We start from the raw sequence: 16,797 nt of genomic DNA on the forward strand, positions 1-16,797 counted from the left end.
AACTCTGATAAACACTTAATAATGATGAAAAAATTAACCGCATAATTAATAATCGAAATTTAGAATAATACTCTTGTTTTATAGGGGTCAAAACACTTTATTAATAGTTATATTATTTTTTAAATAATTATTTCTTAAAATGTTTTTAGTAATAACAAAATAATTTTTCGCTTTTATAAAGCAGTTTTTTTGTAAAAGATCAATGGCAAGACTATCCGCAAAAAAAATGTGATTAAACTCAATGCAAAATGCTATAAAAAAACTCTCAATAACACTATCCTGTTATGCTTGAATAACTAAATCATTAGTGCATATATAATAAATCAAGCATACAATATTTGAGCTTATCTTTTTGCTGTTTATAATTGCTTTCATAATCATCCCCTTTATTATTACAAATATATCTTAGCTTGTAGCTTTTATATTTATACTTTTTGTAGCGAGATTTATAAAATTAAGACTCAATACAAACTTTTAAAAACTCAGTTTTTAACAAAGAATAAATTCATTACCGTGACTTTATTAGCAATTATAGCTTTTTTTGATTTATAATATATTCAAAGTATTTGATAATAGAAGTTTATTTATCATACTGAATTAATTTTATTTATTGCGATAATTAAATTTAAAGCGTTGTGCGACCTTTTAATTAGTTGTTGTATTTCCGTTCAAAGTGCTATTTAATGCTCCTTGAATATTTCGATTAATACTATTTTACTTTGTGTCTTTACTGTTAAACTTAAGGATTTCAGTAAGAACTCTTTAGTACTTCAAAGTTTGAATCTGTTGTATGACATTTAATTTTTCAAATGGTTTATGTGTAATAGACAATCTATAATTATTAAATTTACAAAACACTTCACACTATACAATCGCAATTAATTTTTTATCAGTTTTACATTTACTAAATTGATATCTTTGATTTACTCTGTGGTTATAGCAGCTACGCTAGCACTAAAGAGGATATCTAATTTAAAGATGAAATATAATATTATTGCTATCATACTGCTCATTTTTAGTGTTCAACATATTAAGTCACAAGCTATTTTAATACATAAAAGCAAGAAGCCATTCCTTATTGACGGTGATTTATCCGACTGGAAGACACCTTTCTCGCAAGAGTTTGTTATTCATAACTCTGGAGAAAAAACAACACAATCAACAGTTGCTTCTCTTTCTTGGGATAAAAACTTCTTGTACATTGCGTACAATTGTGTTGATTTTGAAATTATAGGCAAAGAAAGAGAGAAAGATGCTCCTCTTTTTGAAACTGATGATTTGGTGGAGATTTTTTTTAGTCCCACTGTAGAAGTTAAAAGTTATATTGAAATTGGCGTAAATGCTTTTAACACCAATTACGACCTTACCATTCAATGTCTTGCTGACGATTGCTCCAAACGAAAGCCTGATTTATCACTTACTATAAAGGGATTGCAAGCAGCTTCTAAAATCAATGAATTTGGCTATTCCGTTGAAATTGCTATTCCGTTTTCAAGTTTAAACGAAATTACCAATGGTAATTTTAAAACACCAAAAATTGGAACTATTTGGAAAGGAAATTTATTCCGAATTGACTTCGGAAAAACTAAAGAATATCAATCCTTAAAACCGTATCAAAGCAAAAAGCATGGTTTCCATCAACCAGTTGAATTTGCAAAATTAAAATTTGTGAAGTGATGGTAATGTAAAAAAGAAGTCTTTTTTAGAGGTTTTTTTATGTTCATTTTGATTTTTGACACAAGCTTGACGCTTGTGCTAAATATGATTATTTTTGGGATAATAATTAAATGAATTTATTAATTGTCATTCCGACGAAGGAGGACTCGAGGTTTTAAACAAACAGGCGAAGCAATCTCAACTAACGAGAGCAACAAACAAAGATTCTTCCTTCGTCAGAATGACAAAGTTGGAGAGTTAAGAACTTAATTTAATGACATTGTTTTCATCTGAGTAAATAATTCATTTATTTAATAGATTCAATATGCTTTTTCACATCTTCCCAAGTAAAATAATCCTCTTTACCTTCCTCGACTTTTTGCAATCGAAAATCTAATTCCCATTTAATTTCCGATGAAAGATCAATGTTTCTATTAGAAAAGCTATCCCATAACTGCTCTTCTGTAAAAGTTTTCTCATTCGCAGTTATTTTATTAAAATCTTTGATTTCCATTTTACTAAATTAATTTAAATTAGAAATGGATTTGAATTTTTATAATGTAAAAAGAAAGTCTTTTTAGGGACTTTCTTTTTTATTGCTTATTTGTGTTTGTCTACACAATCAGAACTCTAGCGATAGTAGAAGAAAAACTATAAAACAGCAGATGGAATAAGCAATTTGATTTATTAATTGTTATTCATTTCAAATTCATTATTGAATTCGCTTATTTTTTCCTTTCTCTGATCTTTATTATTCAAATTAGTTAGCCAGATCCAACCATATTTTACTTTTTCTTTGTTGAAAATATATGAACGTCCAAATATTTCAATGACTAAAATTAATGCTAAAAACAACCATATGTATATTTGATTATCTCCTATTGATTCCATCCAAGTACTTAATCTTCTATTTGCTCTTAAAATAAAACCAATAATTATTGGCAGAAGTGTAATTATAAAAACAAAGAAGGAATATAATAAGTTAAAATTTTGTTTCTTTTTATATCTTTTCCAACTTGCTTTAACGAATTTTGCTTTTTCAATATTTTTTTTATTTTCTTGTTCTAATGTTTCTAACCTCATTTTTTCAGTATCTCGTTTTTGAAGTTCTTTTTCTAACTCTTTATTTTTTCTTAAAGTTTGTTGAAAAACCTGCTCTTTCTTCTCTTTTTCTCTAAGTAAGTCTTCAAAATAACTGTCATTATTTAAAAATTCTAAAGAGTTATCAATATTATCAATTGATATTTCTTCTGGTTTATTTGGCTTCTCTCTTAAATGATAACTTATTTCTATTGCAGATTCTTTTGTTAAAGTACCGTTTTTAACTTGTTCTTGAATTTTCTTGTATTCTTGATAAACAGTTTGATTTAGTTGTGATGATAAAATAATTTGAGCTTTTGTTACAACGTCAAATGATTTTGGCAAACTTGATTTATCACTAAAGCCTTTTTTTAATTTGAACCAAAATTTATTTGTAATATAATCAATGTCTTTTGCAAATGGAATGTCATCTGCTTCAAATTTAACTTTTGACTGATGTGCTAAATATAAAGCAAACCTATTACCTGTTATAAAAATGTGACCAATTTTTTCAAAATTTATTTTGCTTTCACCACCCCTAAAATAATTTATTTTTGTAAAAATTTTGAAGAATTGTCTACAAAGATTTTCATCAAAATATTTTCCTTTATCTTCAGATGCGGTTTTTAATTCATTCATTATGCTTTCATCTTCAACCACATATTCAGGATGATCATAAATAGAATTTTTAAACTCTTTTAAATGAATTCCCATTGAATTTAAATCAGATTCAAATTTTATTCGTTTAGTTACAATATCACTTGGATTATAGCATCCATTCAATATTGATTTCATCGCGGTTTTACTAGTATCTAAAGCGGTTAATCCTTTGTGGATACTTTCTGCAGTTTGAAAAAAATAGTTTATTTCGTTTTTTGTTTCTTCAAGATAAAAAAGGTTAATTAATTTTTGACCACTTTTATTTTTACTTGAAGTATTTATTTCTCTTACTAAATTATAAAAATCATCAAAAATTTGTTTATAAAGCAAACCATTAAAACCTAATGAATTAAATAAATGCTCAGTACTTAAAAAAATAGTTAATTCACTATTCCATTTTCCGAGTTCGTTTATATCAGCTGTATATTTAATTCCTTGATATAAAATCACTCCTTCTCTAATTAGATTTAAATTGGTCGTAAAATTGATATTTGATTGATTTTTAATTATAAACGCACTAATATATTTTGAATATTTATCAGTAACACCATTATCAATTAAATACTTATTGAAATTTTCAACTACAAATTGTTTTTCACTTTCTGTAATTTTATTATTTTCTAATTTCTCAATATAATTCAACAATTGTTCAATTATAGTATTTTGTTTATTTTGAATTGAAATGAATTCAGAATTCAAAGTTTCAAAATCTTTTTTTATAGAAGTATTAAAAACATAGTGTCCATCTTTAGAAATCACTATGTCTTTTAACCTATTTCTTACCGTAGTTCTTACTACAGATTCAGGTATTTTGAAATCATAAACTTTTTCTAATAAATAGGTAAGCTCTGTCGAATTAGTCGCCCATTTATTTTCTTGTACTACTACACCTTTTATGAATTCTGCTAAAATATCAGTTACATTTGTGTATTTTTCATTATTATATAGTTCACTAAAGAGCGCAACTGATGCAATTAGATTATTGTCGTTCATACTAATTTTAAATTTAATACATGTTTTGGTAATATTAACACTTACATTATACTTTGGTCGATATTAAAAAGCGACTACAAACTCTTTTCTATTTAGATTGGCGAATCATAATCATCCTAAATTTATCTGATTTATAAAATCTAAACTTCTTACAAGAGATTGATTCCCCTAGCCTTGATAGTAGTGAAAACCCTTTTTTGCCGTCGTTCGGCGAAAAAGATTGCAACGCATAGCAGCAAATAGCTCCAAGAAAAAATTCTTAAAAAAAAAGCCATTCTCCTCACAAAAAGGAGAACGGCAATTTTCTAATTATATAAAATCGTCGTTCTTGAAAAGTGTGAAATTAAGATCCACACATATCGCAATCTTCAGGGGCAGAATTTCTGGCCATTTCGATCATTGTTCTGTATTCTTGAGAACTCATCTCTACTTGAGCAGCAGGAACCGCTACTTGAATAGGTTTAGGTTCTTCTTGAATAGGTTCTGCTTTTTTATCGTTGTTCAATGTAAATTTAATTGCATCAACAGCAGCTTTTGTTCTTAAATAATACATTCCAGTTTTCAATCCTGATTGCCAAGCATAGAAATGCATCGAAGTCAATTTAGAGTAATTAGCGTTTTGCATAAACAAGTTCAATGATTGTGATTGATCTACAAAATATCCACGTTGACGTGACATATCAATAATATCTTTCATCGACATTTCCCAAACTGTTTTGTACAATTCCTTCAAATCTTGCGGAACATTCAAATCCTGCACCGATCCATTGTTACGCATCAATTCTTGTTTCAAGGTTTCGTTCCACAAGCCACGCTCCACCAAATCATGTAATAAATGCTTGTTTACCACAATAAATTCTCCCGAAAGGACTCTTCTTGTATATACATTAGAAGTGTATGGTTCAAAAGCTTCGTTGTTACCTAATATTTGTGACGTAGAAGCTGTTGGCATAGGCGCTACTAACAAAGAGTTACGCACGCCATGTTCCATCACTTCTTTTCTTAAGGAAGCCCAATCCCATCTACCTGAAAGTTCTTCATCCTGAACTCCCCACATATTGTACTGGAATTCTCCTTGAGACATAGGTGACCCTACAAAACTAGAGTAAGGACCTTCCTCTTTTGCCAGTTCCATAGAAGCGGTTACGGCAGCAAAATAAAGGGTTTCAAAAATTTCTTGATTTAGCTTTTTAGCCTTATCACTGGTAAACGGCAAACGCAACATGATAAATGCATCAGCTAATCCTTGTACTCCAAGACCTATTGGTCTATGGCGTTTGTTAGAGTTTTCCCCTTCTATTACAGGATAGTAATTTCTATCTATAACTTTGTTTAAATTTCTGGTCACACGTTTTGTAACCGTATATAACATGTCATGATCAAATTTACCGTTTTCAACAAACATAGGTAAAGAAAGTGAAGCCAAGTTACAAACTGCGATTTCGTCCTTGGACGTGAACTCCATAATCTCAGTACACAAGTTTGATGAACGAATCGTACCTAGATTTTTTTGATTTGATTTTCTATTTACCGCATCTTTATAAAGCATATAAGGAGTTCCAGTTTCTATTTGCGATTCTAGAATTTTCTCCCACAATTCATGTGCTTTGATGGTTTTTCTACCTTTTCCACGTTTTTCATAATCAATATACATCGCTTCAAATTCGGCGCCATATACATCATACAATCCAGGACACTCATTAGGACACATCAAGGTCCAATAGCTGTCATCTTGTACACGTTTCATAAACAAATCCGAAGTCCACATGGCAAAGAATAAATCTCTAGCACGCATTTCTTCTTTTCCAGTATTCTTTTTTAAGTCTAGGAATTCAAAAATATCAGCATGCCAAGTTTCGATATAAATCGCAAAACTACCTTTACGTTTTCCACCACCTTGATCTACATAGCGAGCGGTATCATTAAAAACTCTCAACATAGGAACAATCCCGTTAGAAGTTCCGTTAGTTCCACGAATATAGGATCCAGTGGCACGAACATTATGAATAGAAAGGCCTATTCCACCTGCTGATTGCGAGATTTTAGCCGTTTGTTTCAGCGTATCGTAAATCCCGTCAATACTATCATCCTTCATTGCTAGGAGGAAGCAAGAAGACATTTGCGGTTTAGGCGTTCCAGCGTTAAATAAAGTTGGCGTTGCGTGTGTGAAAAATTTCTTTGACATTAAGTCGTACGTTTCAATCACAGAATCCAGATCATCTAAGTGGATCCCCACCGAAACACGCATTAACATGTGCTGCGGGCGCTCTACAATTTTACCGTTTATTTTAAGCAAATACGAACGCTCCAGAGTTTTAAACCCAAAATAATCGTAGTTGAAATCTCTGTTGTATATAATATGCGAATCTAAAAACTCCGCATTTTCCATAATTACTTTATGTACTTCTTCAGATAATAGTGGTGCATATTGACCATTTCGTGGATTTACATAATGAAACATATCGTTCATTGTTTCCGAAAATGCCTTTTTTGTATTGGAATGCAAATTCGAAATAGCAATTCTAGCTGCTAACTGTGCATAATCAGGATGCGCAATCGTCATCGAAGCCGCCGTCTCTGCTGCAAGATTATCTAATTCTGATGTAGAAACTCCATCATAAAGTCCTTCAATCACTCGCATGGCTACTTTTACAGCATCTACCAAATCATTCAAACCATAGCATAGCTTTTTAATTCTATCTGTGATTTTGTCAAACATTACAGGCTCTTTGCGACCGTCTCTTTTTACTACGTACATAATTTTTTTTTGTTTTTTTAAAACAACAAATCCCTTTGCTGCTTTTGTTTGTTTGTAAATTGTTGCGAGGAAAGAAACATTGTCATACTACGTCTTTTCCTCATTTTTTTTTTGAAGCTATTTCCAGCTATCCGTTGCAATCTTTATCTTTTTTTTCTCAAAAAAAGATAAAGGATTTCCACTGCTATCTGGGCTAGAGCTAAAGTAGTAGGAAGAAATTTAGTCTAAAATCAACATGTTTAAAATAAATTAATTTACAAACTCATTAAAATTTTACTATTAAAATTCAGCATCAAAAGTTATTTTTTGAGCATCAACATCTGAGTTCATCACTCCTGATTTTTGATATTCAGCTACTTTTTTCTCAAAGAAATTTGTTTTCCCTTGTAGCGAAATCATATCCATGAAATCAAATGGATTTGAAGTATTGTATTCTCTTTCACAACCCAGTTCCACTAACAATCTATCAGCAACAAACTCTAAATACTGAGTCATCAATACGGCGTTCATCCCTATCAAACTTGCAGGAAGCGATTCAGTGATAAATTCTCTTTCAATATTCAAAGCGTCAACAATGATACTTCTAATTCTTTCTTTTGGAACTTTATTAATTAAGTGGTGGTTGTGTAAATGAACTGCAAAATCACAGTGAACACCTTCATCACGAGAAATCAACTCATTAGAGAAAGTTAATCCTGGCATTAATCCACGTTTTTTCAACCAGAAAATAGAACAAAATGCTCCAGAAAAGAAAATTCCTTCTACCGCTGCAAAAGCAATTAAACGCTCTGCAAACGAATCAGACTCGATCCATTTTAAAGCCCAATCTGCTTTTTTACGAATAGCAGGAAAAACTTCTAAAGCATTAAATAAATCATCTTTCTCTGCTTCATCTTTCACATAAGTATCAATTAATAAAGAATAGGTTTCACTATGGATATTTTCCATCATGATTTGGAAACCGTAGAAAAATTTAGCTTCTGCATATTGCACTTCATTCACGAAGTTTTCAGCTAAATTCTCATTTACAATTCCATCTGACGCTGCAAAAAATGCTAAAATGTGTTTTATAAAGTATCTTTCATCATCATTTAACTTGTTATTCCAGTCATTTAAATCCTGAGATAAGTCAATTTCTTCAGCTGTCCAAAAACTAGCCTCCATCGATTTATAAAATTCCCAAATATCGTGGTGTTTTATAGGGAATATCACGAAACGATTTTTATTTTCTTGTAAAATTGGTTCTATATTTGTCATAATAATATTTTATTTTTATAGTGAGTTTAATGAATTTTTTCACATTAAATGATTTACAAAGGTTGTGAAATATTGCGGTTATTAAAAGCCAAACTTATCCACAATATAGGGTAGTTTTTAACAAAGGATAAAATTACAGAATTTTCAATCAATTGCGCAAAACATTGATTATCAATTACTTGTGGTGACTAAAAATATTTGATAAACGTTAAAATATAGGGTAATAAATTTAATTAAAAAAATAAAATAGGTACTTATTTTTCGCTTTTTAAGTCTTGAGCAACTTGCTCTAATTCTAAATACCAATCCTCACCAAATCTACGTATTAACGCTTCTTTGACAAATTTGTAAACAGGTACTTCAAGTTCTTGTCCAAGTGAACAAGCGGGATCACAAATATCCCATTTATCGTAATTTACAGCAGCAAACTCAGTAAAATCTTTAACTCTAACGGGATAAAGGTGACAGGAAACTGGTTTTTTCCAGTCAATTATTCCTTGATTGTAGGCTTGTTCAATACCGCATAATGCAGTTTTACCATCAAAGATTACATAAGCACAATCCTTGTTATCAATTAATGGCGTTTCCAGGTCGCCATCTGTTCCAGTTACCCATGTTCCTTGCGCTTCAATTGCCGCAATTCCTTGCTTGCGCAAGAAGGGCTTTACCTTAGGATAAATTGTTTCTAAAATTTTGGTTTCTTCTAAACTGAGAGGTGCGCCGGCATCGCCATCAACGCAACAAGCACCTTTACATGCAGTTAAATTACAAACAAAATCTTTTTGAAGTAGATCCTCTGAAACTATGGTTTTTCCTAATTGAAACATTTTGCAAAGGTATTCAAAGTAATTCAAAAAAGTACTTTTGCCAATTAAAAATTCAAAAAGAAAATAAGATGATTGCAGCAAATGAACTACATAAAGGTATAATCCGATTTTTTAAATGCATTTGTTTTTTTAGCGATATTAATACATTTCATAGAAGTTATAGCTCCTTTATTGGCTAAATCTTTCATAGTCATAGTCATCATTAGAGGCTTTTCATCTGGCTTAAAGTAATTTTTCAATGCATTAGGGGTTGTTTTATTTTGTTGTGTTTTAAATAAATCAGCAAAACTGATCTTAGCCTCATTTGTAAAATAAAAAACCATTTCAAATTCCTTGTTTTTTGCTTGAATCCCTTTGCAATTATATCCCATAATAACTTTATTAGGTAGAGTGGTATAAGTATAATCATCTATCTCTTTTCTTGTATCTTCCATTTTTGAATAATCAGGTATTTTTGACACCATGGCCATCTTTACCTTCTCTTGATAAAAAGCATTGATCATAATACCGTTTTTACTATCAATTATTATAAACATATCTTCAGTGTTCCTTATTTTAAAACCAAAATATTCAGCATCTGGTTCTAGCAAATAATCAGCAATTATAAGTTTATCGTTATCACTTTTTATTTCTAATGTATATTCCCAGCTAAACGGATATGAAAGTGGAATAGTGGCTACATCTACTTTATTTTTTCCATAAACCATTCCCATAATATCTACGTTCATTCTACTTTCATTCTCCTGCTCCGAAAGAGTATCACTATTCACCGTTTTTGGCAGGACTTTATCTTGGATCTTTTTTGTTATCCTTTTTAGAATTTGCGCTTCTGCTGTGCTTACAAATATTAATAAAAGTGCCATAATTATAATTTTTACTGTCTTCTTCATAATCATACTGTTAAAATTATTATCAAATTTACAAATTGATTTTCAGATAGTTAAGGATTTATTAAACAAATTACTATTTGCAAAATATAATAATTTAAAAATAAAAGTAGATTTAGTAAACAATCAAAAATAAAAATTAATATGGCCATCAACCAAGCTTAATTATATACTTTTGCACAAAAAATCAAATGTTTGGATTAGATATTAAAGAAATAATAACTGTAGGAATGGTACTTTTTGCTGTAATCGATATTATTGGTTCAATTCCAATCATTATTGGTTTGAGGGCAAAATTTGGAATAATAGAATCTGAAAAAGCATCTATAGTTTCAGGCGTCATTATGATCACCTTTTTATTTGTAGGCGAGGAACTGCTAAAACTTATAGGAATTGATGTAAATTCATTTGCCGTTGCTGGCTCATTTGTATTATTCTTTTTAGCATTAGAAATGATTTTAGGTATTCGCATTTATCGTGATGAAGAGGCTAGTTCCGCTTCCATTGTGCCACTTGCTTTTCCATTAATTGCTGGAGCAGGAACAATGACTACCCTACTTTCATTACGATCACAATTTTATACGGTAAACATAATTATAGCCATTATTCTAAATATAATTTTAGTTTATATCGTTTTAAAATCATCTTCAAAAATAGAACGGATGTTAGGCAAAAATGGACTTGGTGTTATTAGAAAGACTTTTGGTGTAGTGCTACTTGCAATAGCTGTTAAATTATTTGCCGCGAATGTTAAAGGTCTATTTGTGTAAAAAAAAATTACTTAGTTTTACTGACTAATTGGAGAATCAAGCATAATTTGGAATTTTATAATATTCCAAATCGAATTTAATCAACAATTTTTACATCTAATTAATACTGTTTATGAAAATTTTTATTAATATATTAGTTTTTCTAGCTATTGCTTTAATTGTATTCAATGTGACTCAACTTGATTACAGAGATCCATTTAACGGTGATTCTATTGTTGCCTTTATAGGAATTGCAGCAGCTTTCTGTGCTGTAATGATTCTTTTAATTTTTAAAGTTTCTAAAAGAATCGAAGAAGAAACGAACGAAAAGTAAATATTTAATTTTACTGTTTTGATCTTTGATAGAAACATTTAAGCTGAATTATGCACTCTTAATTTTAGCAATAATTAAAAGTAGATTTAGATAAAAGTACGTCACGGTAATTTTATAAAATTGTAATGATTTTATAAAAAATTGTATTTATTTCTTACTTAGTTGCTCATACCTGGCCCGTAATTATAGTTTGCAGAAAAATTGCAGCTATATTTTAAAAAAATGCTGCAAAATCGCAAAATTCATCAAACAAATTAGATCTATCTTGAGCTTTAAATAAACGTTTTAATTGGAGATGTGAATTAAGGTTGTGCTAATTACTACTTTTACAAAAGATGTTCTAATTTAGAGACCATCTCCCTCTTTCTGCTACAAAGGCTGGAGTACTAATTTTGAAATTAAATAAATTTCTAATTATTAGAACCTTAGCTTATCAAATAAATTACTTTCCAGTCAGAAGATATAAAGCAAATCGATTGATTCATAAAGTGTAGTGACCTTAATAATTTATAATTTTAATAAATATCTTTTACATTACAATTATTTCAAAACTGCATTAATCATGGCATCTTTTTTTAAAATAATTTTATAGTAATTATTTTCACCAAATATTTGTCTTGCAAATTCTGCCATTAAATAGCGTTTTACTATCGCTTTACTTTTCCCAAAATTCAAGTTTAATCCATTTCCAAAAATGAATGTTTGAAAGGCATTGAAATAAATGTCTGTTTGGTTCATTTTAATTTCAAACTGCTCAAAAGTCAATCCTTTAAAATTATTCCTGTCTTTATCTAATTGTTCAAACACAAAATTTCCAAGGATACCCGATTGCATTAAATAAGCCGTACTTTCACTTCCATGTTCTACTTCAAGAGGGACAAAAATATCAGGGACAATTCCGCCACCGCCATAAACCGTTTTGCCTTTTTTAGTTTTGAATTTTATCGCTTTTTCAACTTTGATACTGTCTTTTTCATATAGTTCACCATTTCCAATTCTCGACTCTGACTCTTGAAAATAGGCTTCATTCCCTTTTGAATAAGGTTTTTGAATCGAACGACCTGTAGGGGTGTAATACCGAGCAATGGTTAGCCGAACGGCTGAGCCATCAGCAAAATCCATTTCTCGTTGCACCAATCCTTTTCCAAAAGAACGACGACCAATTATTGTTCCTCGATCATTATCTTGAATAGCGCCAGCAAGGATTTCGCTCGCTGATGCGCTGTTCTCATTGATAAACACATAAACATTCCCATTTTCAAAACTTCCTTTTTCAGTTGCATAAGTCTTGTCAATATTGCCGCTTTTGTTTTTTGTAAATACAATTAGCTGCTTGTTTGGCAATAATTCATCTGCAATGGCAATCGCTTCTTCCATATAACCGCCACCATTATCTCTCAAATCGATAATTAATGATTTTGCGCCTTGTTGCTTCAATTTTGCTAAACCTGTAACAAATTCATTATAGGTAGTTTCAGCAAATCTATTTATTTTTATATATGCTACATTTTTTTCTAAAAGCAATGCAGCATCAACACTTTTAATGGGGATTACATCTCTAATGATAGTAACTTTCAATTTCTTTTTTTCCGATTTTCTGTAAATGGTAAGCTCAATATTTGATCCTACGGTTCCTTTTAATTTGGAAAACAAACTATCTGTTGGCAATTTTCTACCGTATAACTTTGTTTTGTCGGCATATAAAATTCGATCTCCTGATTCTATTCCTGCCTTTGCCGAAGGGCCATTAGCCACTGGTTTTATAACCGCAACAGAATCCTTGTACATATAAAAATTCACTCCAATTCCCACAAAGTTTCCTTTCATACTTTCGGCAACTTCCAGCTGTTCACTAGGTGGAATATAAATAGAATGTGGGTCTAATTTAGCTAGAATATTATTTACTGTAAGATCTACAATACTATCTGTATTGATATCATCAACATATTCTTTGTCTATAAAATCTATTAATTTATTGAGCTTATTTTTAGAATTACTTTTCACTAAATATTCAGTAGTGTTGGGAAAATTAAGCAATCCACCCAGAACAACTCCTGCAGCAAGGGCTGAAAAGATAAAAATAGGCAAATATTTAGCGGAATATTTCATTTTACAATTCTATTTATTAGGTGCAGTACGATAACTTTTAAAATTTATTACTTCGAGCAATTACTCTTCTAAAACTGGAATATGATCTACCTCTACTCCCGCCTTGATTAGAAATGCAAGTCCTGCATCATCTTTATATCCATTTTGATACACCACTCTTTTTATTCCTGATTGATGTATTAATTTACTGCACTCTTTACATGGTGATAGCGTAATATATAAAGTAGCTCCTTCACAGGATTGAGTAGACCTTGCCACTTTCAAAATGGCATTTGCTTCAGCGTGCAGTACATCCCATCGCGTGATTCCTTCACCATCCTCACAACAATTCTCAAATCCTGAAGGTGTTCCATTATAACCATCGGAGATGATCATGCGATCCCGAACAATTATAGCGCCTACTTTTTTGCGTTTACAATAGGATAGTAAACTCCATTCTTTTGCAATTCTGAGATATGCCTTATCGTATTTATTCAATTTTTTATCGTTCATTTTATTTATTCCAAATTTCACTTGCAATAATCATAGGCACCACTACACCAATTACAAATGCTGACATGACTAAAGTCCAGTCTCGTTTTGCAAATCGGAAAACCGTTTGAACGATATACGAAAATAGTAGCACCATAAAAACCACTACAATTTGTGCTGCTTCAATTCCTAACGCAAATTCACTTAAAGGTACTAATTTAGCACTAGCACTTCCCCCTAAAATTGATTTAAAATAATTTGAAAAACCTAAGCCATGAATTATTCCAAAAAAAAGGGTAATAAAAAATACAAAATTAATACTGCTTTTTTTATTTGATTTCCCAGCGGTAAAAAGGTTAAACAAGGCTGTCATTAAAATTGTAATAGGAATAAGCAATTCAATAAGATTTACTTTTATAATTACGATCTCAAATACAGATAACATCAATGCCATTGTATGTCCTATTGTAAATACGGTAACTAACAATACAATTTGTTTCCAATCGTAGAAGGAGTAAGGAATTGCAAGAGCTATTAAAAATAAAACATGGTCGTAAGCATTAATATCCAAAACGTGTTTTAAACCTATTTGAAAGTAAATCCAAAATTCTGACATCAGTAAAATATTAAGTTGATAAGGGTTTGTAAACTTACGATTAATTTTGAAAATCTTTGATTTGAAGATCTTATTTAATACCATCCTAAATCAAAGTAATGAAAATCAAAAATTTAAAATTTAAAAATCAATAAATTTAAAAATAGATTTATCTTTGCATGTTAAAAAACAAAATTTATGTCATTTTCAGATTTATTTGATAGCGAATTTCAGCAAAGAAATAAAGGTCATTTTGCATCAATTGTACGTGTAGCGTTTACTGACGAGAAAGTATCTCTTGAGGAAAAGGCATTTTTAGATAAATTAGCCGTACGATTAGAAATTTCACCTGCAGAATATGAGGAAATTTTAGAAAATCCTTTTAAATACCCAATAAATCCTCCCTATTTACACGAACATAGAATTGAGCGATTATATGACTTAGCACGTATTGTGCATATTGACCACCATTTAGGTGATAAACAAGAAATATTGCTTAAAAAAATTGGTATTGGACTTGGATTCAATGTTGATAATATAGATTACATCGTTGATAAAGCATTGAAGTTAGTCGATAAAAAAGTTGATATTGATACTTTTAGCGTTGAAATGCATAATATGAATAAATAAATTTATTCACTTATAAGAGCTTCCTGCAAAACAGGAAGCTTTCATATAAAAAAATTGATTTAGTACTTGCTCAATTTTGCTTTAAGCATAAAATCTTCGGCTTTTTCGACCATATTATAACTTCCACAGAAAAAAGGAACACGCTGATGCAATTCAGTTGGAATGATTTCCATGATACTTCCAAAACCATCCGATGCTTTACCGCCTGCTTGCTCTACAATAAAAGCCATAGGATTACATTCATATAATAAGCGCAATTTACCCTTTGGCGCTTTAGAACTAGTAGGATAAATATAAATACCTCCCTTTATCATATTCCTATGAATATCAGACACCAAACTTCCTATGTATCGCGAAGTATAAGGCCTGTCCTCTTCTTCGGTTTGACAATATTTTATATAATCCTTGACACCTTGGGGAAAATGAACATAATTTCCTTCATTGATGGAATAAATGGGACCATCTTTAGAGAATTGCATATTAGGATGCGATAAATAAAAGGTACCAATTGCAGGGTTCAAAGTAAATCCATTAACTCCATGCCCTGTAGTGTAAACAATCATTGTCGAAGTTCCATAAATCACATAACCCGCAGCCACCTGATTGATTCCAGGTTGTAAAAAATCTTCAATACTTACAGGAGATCCAATAGGCGTTATTCTTCGATATACAGAAAAAATAGTTCCTACTGAAACATTTACATCAATATTAGAGGAGCCGTCTAATGGATCCATTAAAACTACATATTTATTATTATGGCTATTATCACTCCCTGCTACAGTAATAAAATCATCATTTTCCTCTGAGGCAATGCCGCATACAATCTCCCTATTAATTAATGTTTGAATAAAAACTTCATTTGCATAAACGTCAAGTTTTTGCTGGTCTTCACCCTGTATATTTTGTTCTCCAGCAGCTCCTATAATGTCAACTAATCCGGCTTTGTTAACCTTATAATTCACCACTTTTGCAGCTAATCTAATGGAATTGATAATTCTTGATAATTCTCCAGAGGAGTATTGGAAAGCATTCTGATTTTCGATGATAAATTCACCTAAAGTTTTGTTGCGTTGTTTCATATCGAAATCGATGTAGTTTATTTGAAGTAACAAATATCGTTTTTTTTGTGAAATTGAATTCAATAATAGTTACTTAGTTTACCACTATTGTATATTTGCCAATAAACAGGGTATTTTACAAGTTAAAAATCAACTTTTCACAGTTAGAATCCAGTAATAAATAATGTATGAATATTAGAAAAGGAAAACCAGAGGATATGAAAGCAGTTTTAGAACTGATCCAAGAATTAGCTGAATTTGAAAAAGAGCCTGATGCTGTTCTTGTAACGGAATCAGATTTAATTCGTGATGGTTTTGGCACAAATCCATTATTTAAAGTATTAGTCGCAGAAATTGTTAATGGTTATAATGATAAAGACATTGTTGGGATCGCTTTATATTATTATCGATTCTCAACATGGAAAGGAAAAACAATTCATTTAGAAGATTTAGTAGTAAAAGAAAGTATGCGTGGAACAGGTTTAGGTTACGCTTTATATTCTGAAATTATAAAACAAGGGAAAAAAGATGGAGTTCGACGAGTAGAATGGAATGTCCTAAATTGGAATACGCCTGCAATTGAATTTTATAAAAAATCAGGAGCTAGAGTTCTCGATGATTGGATGGTTGTTCAGATGGATGCGGAAGGAATAAACAATTTTGTTGAAAATAAACTAAGAAATTAAATTCCAAAAAATAAATTCCAAATTCTAATGCTGAATACAAATTGGAA

General features: G+C 30.5%; 15 protein-coding genes. 5 read left to right on the forward strand and 10 right to left on the reverse strand.

Annotated features, from left to right (window positions below):
• Positions 1 to 978 precede the first annotated feature (978 nt).
• Positions 979 to 1,677, forward strand: coding sequence for a carbohydrate-binding family 9-like protein (locus RCH18_RS07450; protein ID WP_326936124.1), 699 nt, complete (start codon positions 979 to 981; stop codon positions 1,675 to 1,677).
• A gap of 286 nt (positions 1,678 to 1,963) precedes the next feature.
• Here the strand turns inward: RCH18_RS07450 and RCH18_RS07455 are convergent, their stop codons facing one another.
• The 6 genes from RCH18_RS07455 to RCH18_RS07480 form a co-directional block, all read right to left on the reverse strand.
• Positions 1,964 to 2,170, reverse strand: coding sequence for an addiction module protein (locus tag RCH18_RS07455; protein WP_326936125.1), 207 nt, complete (start codon positions 2,168 to 2,170; stop codon positions 1,964 to 1,966).
• Positions 2,171 to 2,343: 173 nt separating this feature from the next.
• Entirely contained in the window at positions 2,344 to 4,389 is a 2,046-nt protein-coding gene (locus tag RCH18_RS07460; protein WP_326936126.1) for a hypothetical protein, read from the reverse strand.
• 343 nt (positions 4,390 to 4,732) lie between these two features.
• Entirely contained in the window at positions 4,733 to 7,147 is a 2,415-nt protein-coding gene (locus RCH18_RS07465) for a ribonucleoside-diphosphate reductase subunit alpha (RefSeq protein ID WP_326936127.1), read from the reverse strand.
• Positions 7,148 to 7,426: 279 nt separating this feature from the next.
• On the reverse strand, positions 7,427 to 8,404 hold the full coding sequence (locus tag RCH18_RS07470; protein ID WP_326936128.1) for a ribonucleotide-diphosphate reductase subunit beta: 978 nt from the start codon (positions 8,402 to 8,404) through the stop codon (positions 7,427 to 7,429).
• Positions 8,405 to 8,658: 254 nt separating this feature from the next.
• Positions 8,659 to 9,231, reverse strand: coding sequence for a DUF3109 family protein (locus RCH18_RS07475; protein WP_326936129.1), 573 nt, complete (start codon positions 9,229 to 9,231; stop codon positions 8,659 to 8,661).
• 86 nt (positions 9,232 to 9,317) lie between these two features.
• Positions 9,318 to 10,121, reverse strand: coding sequence for a hypothetical protein (locus tag RCH18_RS07480; protein WP_326936130.1), 804 nt, complete (start codon positions 10,119 to 10,121; stop codon positions 9,318 to 9,320).
• A 188-nt stretch (positions 10,122 to 10,309) separates the two neighbouring features.
• On the opposite strand from RCH18_RS07480, the gene RCH18_RS07485 reads away from it, so the two are divergent.
• Entirely contained in the window at positions 10,310 to 10,888 is a 579-nt protein-coding gene (locus RCH18_RS07485) for a MarC family protein (RefSeq protein WP_072988717.1), read from the forward strand.
• Positions 10,889 to 11,000: 112 nt separating this feature from the next.
• Positions 11,001 to 11,201, forward strand: coding sequence for a hypothetical protein (locus RCH18_RS07490; RefSeq protein ID WP_326936131.1), 201 nt, complete (start codon positions 11,001 to 11,003; stop codon positions 11,199 to 11,201).
• Between the two features lie 540 nt (positions 11,202 to 11,741).
• On the opposite strand, the gene RCH18_RS07495 is transcribed toward RCH18_RS07490, so the two are convergent.
• The 3 genes from RCH18_RS07495 to RCH18_RS07505 are packed head-to-tail and all read right to left on the reverse strand — an operon-like array spanning position 11,742 to position 14,397.
• Complete coding sequence (locus tag RCH18_RS07495; RefSeq protein ID WP_326936132.1) at positions 11,742 to 13,310, reverse strand: S41 family peptidase; 1,569 nt, start codon at positions 13,308 to 13,310, stop codon at positions 11,742 to 11,744.
• Positions 13,311 to 13,370: 60 nt separating this feature from the next.
• Complete coding sequence (locus tag RCH18_RS07500) at positions 13,371 to 13,802, reverse strand: deoxycytidylate deaminase (protein WP_326936133.1); 432 nt, start codon at positions 13,800 to 13,802, stop codon at positions 13,371 to 13,373.
• A 1-nt stretch (position 13,803) separates the two neighbouring features.
• Positions 13,804 to 14,397 (reverse strand): HupE/UreJ family protein, encoded by a 594-nt coding sequence (locus RCH18_RS07505; protein WP_326936134.1) that lies wholly within the window; start codon positions 14,395 to 14,397, stop codon positions 13,804 to 13,806.
• 177 nt (positions 14,398 to 14,574) lie between these two features.
• Here RCH18_RS07505 and RCH18_RS07510 point away from each other — a divergent pair, with 177 nt between their 5' ends.
• Positions 14,575 to 15,006: a TerB family tellurite resistance protein gene (locus RCH18_RS07510; protein ID WP_326936135.1), complete on the forward strand. Its 432-nt coding sequence runs from the start codon at positions 14,575 to 14,577 to the stop codon at positions 15,004 to 15,006.
• Between the two features lie 59 nt (positions 15,007 to 15,065).
• Here RCH18_RS07510 and fbp read toward each other — a convergent pair whose 3' ends face one another.
• The gene (gene fbp, locus RCH18_RS07515) at positions 15,066 to 16,085 is read right to left on the reverse strand and encodes a class 1 fructose-bisphosphatase (RefSeq protein WP_326936136.1); all 1,020 of its coding nucleotides are present in this window, start codon (positions 16,083 to 16,085) and stop codon (positions 15,066 to 15,068) included.
• A gap of 167 nt (positions 16,086 to 16,252) precedes the next feature.
• Here fbp and RCH18_RS07520 point away from each other — a divergent pair, with 167 nt between their 5' ends.
• Positions 16,253 to 16,750 (forward strand): GNAT family N-acetyltransferase, encoded by a 498-nt coding sequence (locus RCH18_RS07520; protein WP_326936137.1) that lies wholly within the window; start codon positions 16,253 to 16,255, stop codon positions 16,748 to 16,750.
• Positions 16,751 to 16,797: the final 47 nt, after the last annotated feature.

The organism is Flavobacterium sp. PL11, assembly GCF_035985025.1.
Taxonomy (GTDB): Bacteria; Bacteroidota; Bacteroidia; order Flavobacteriales; family Flavobacteriaceae; genus Flavobacterium.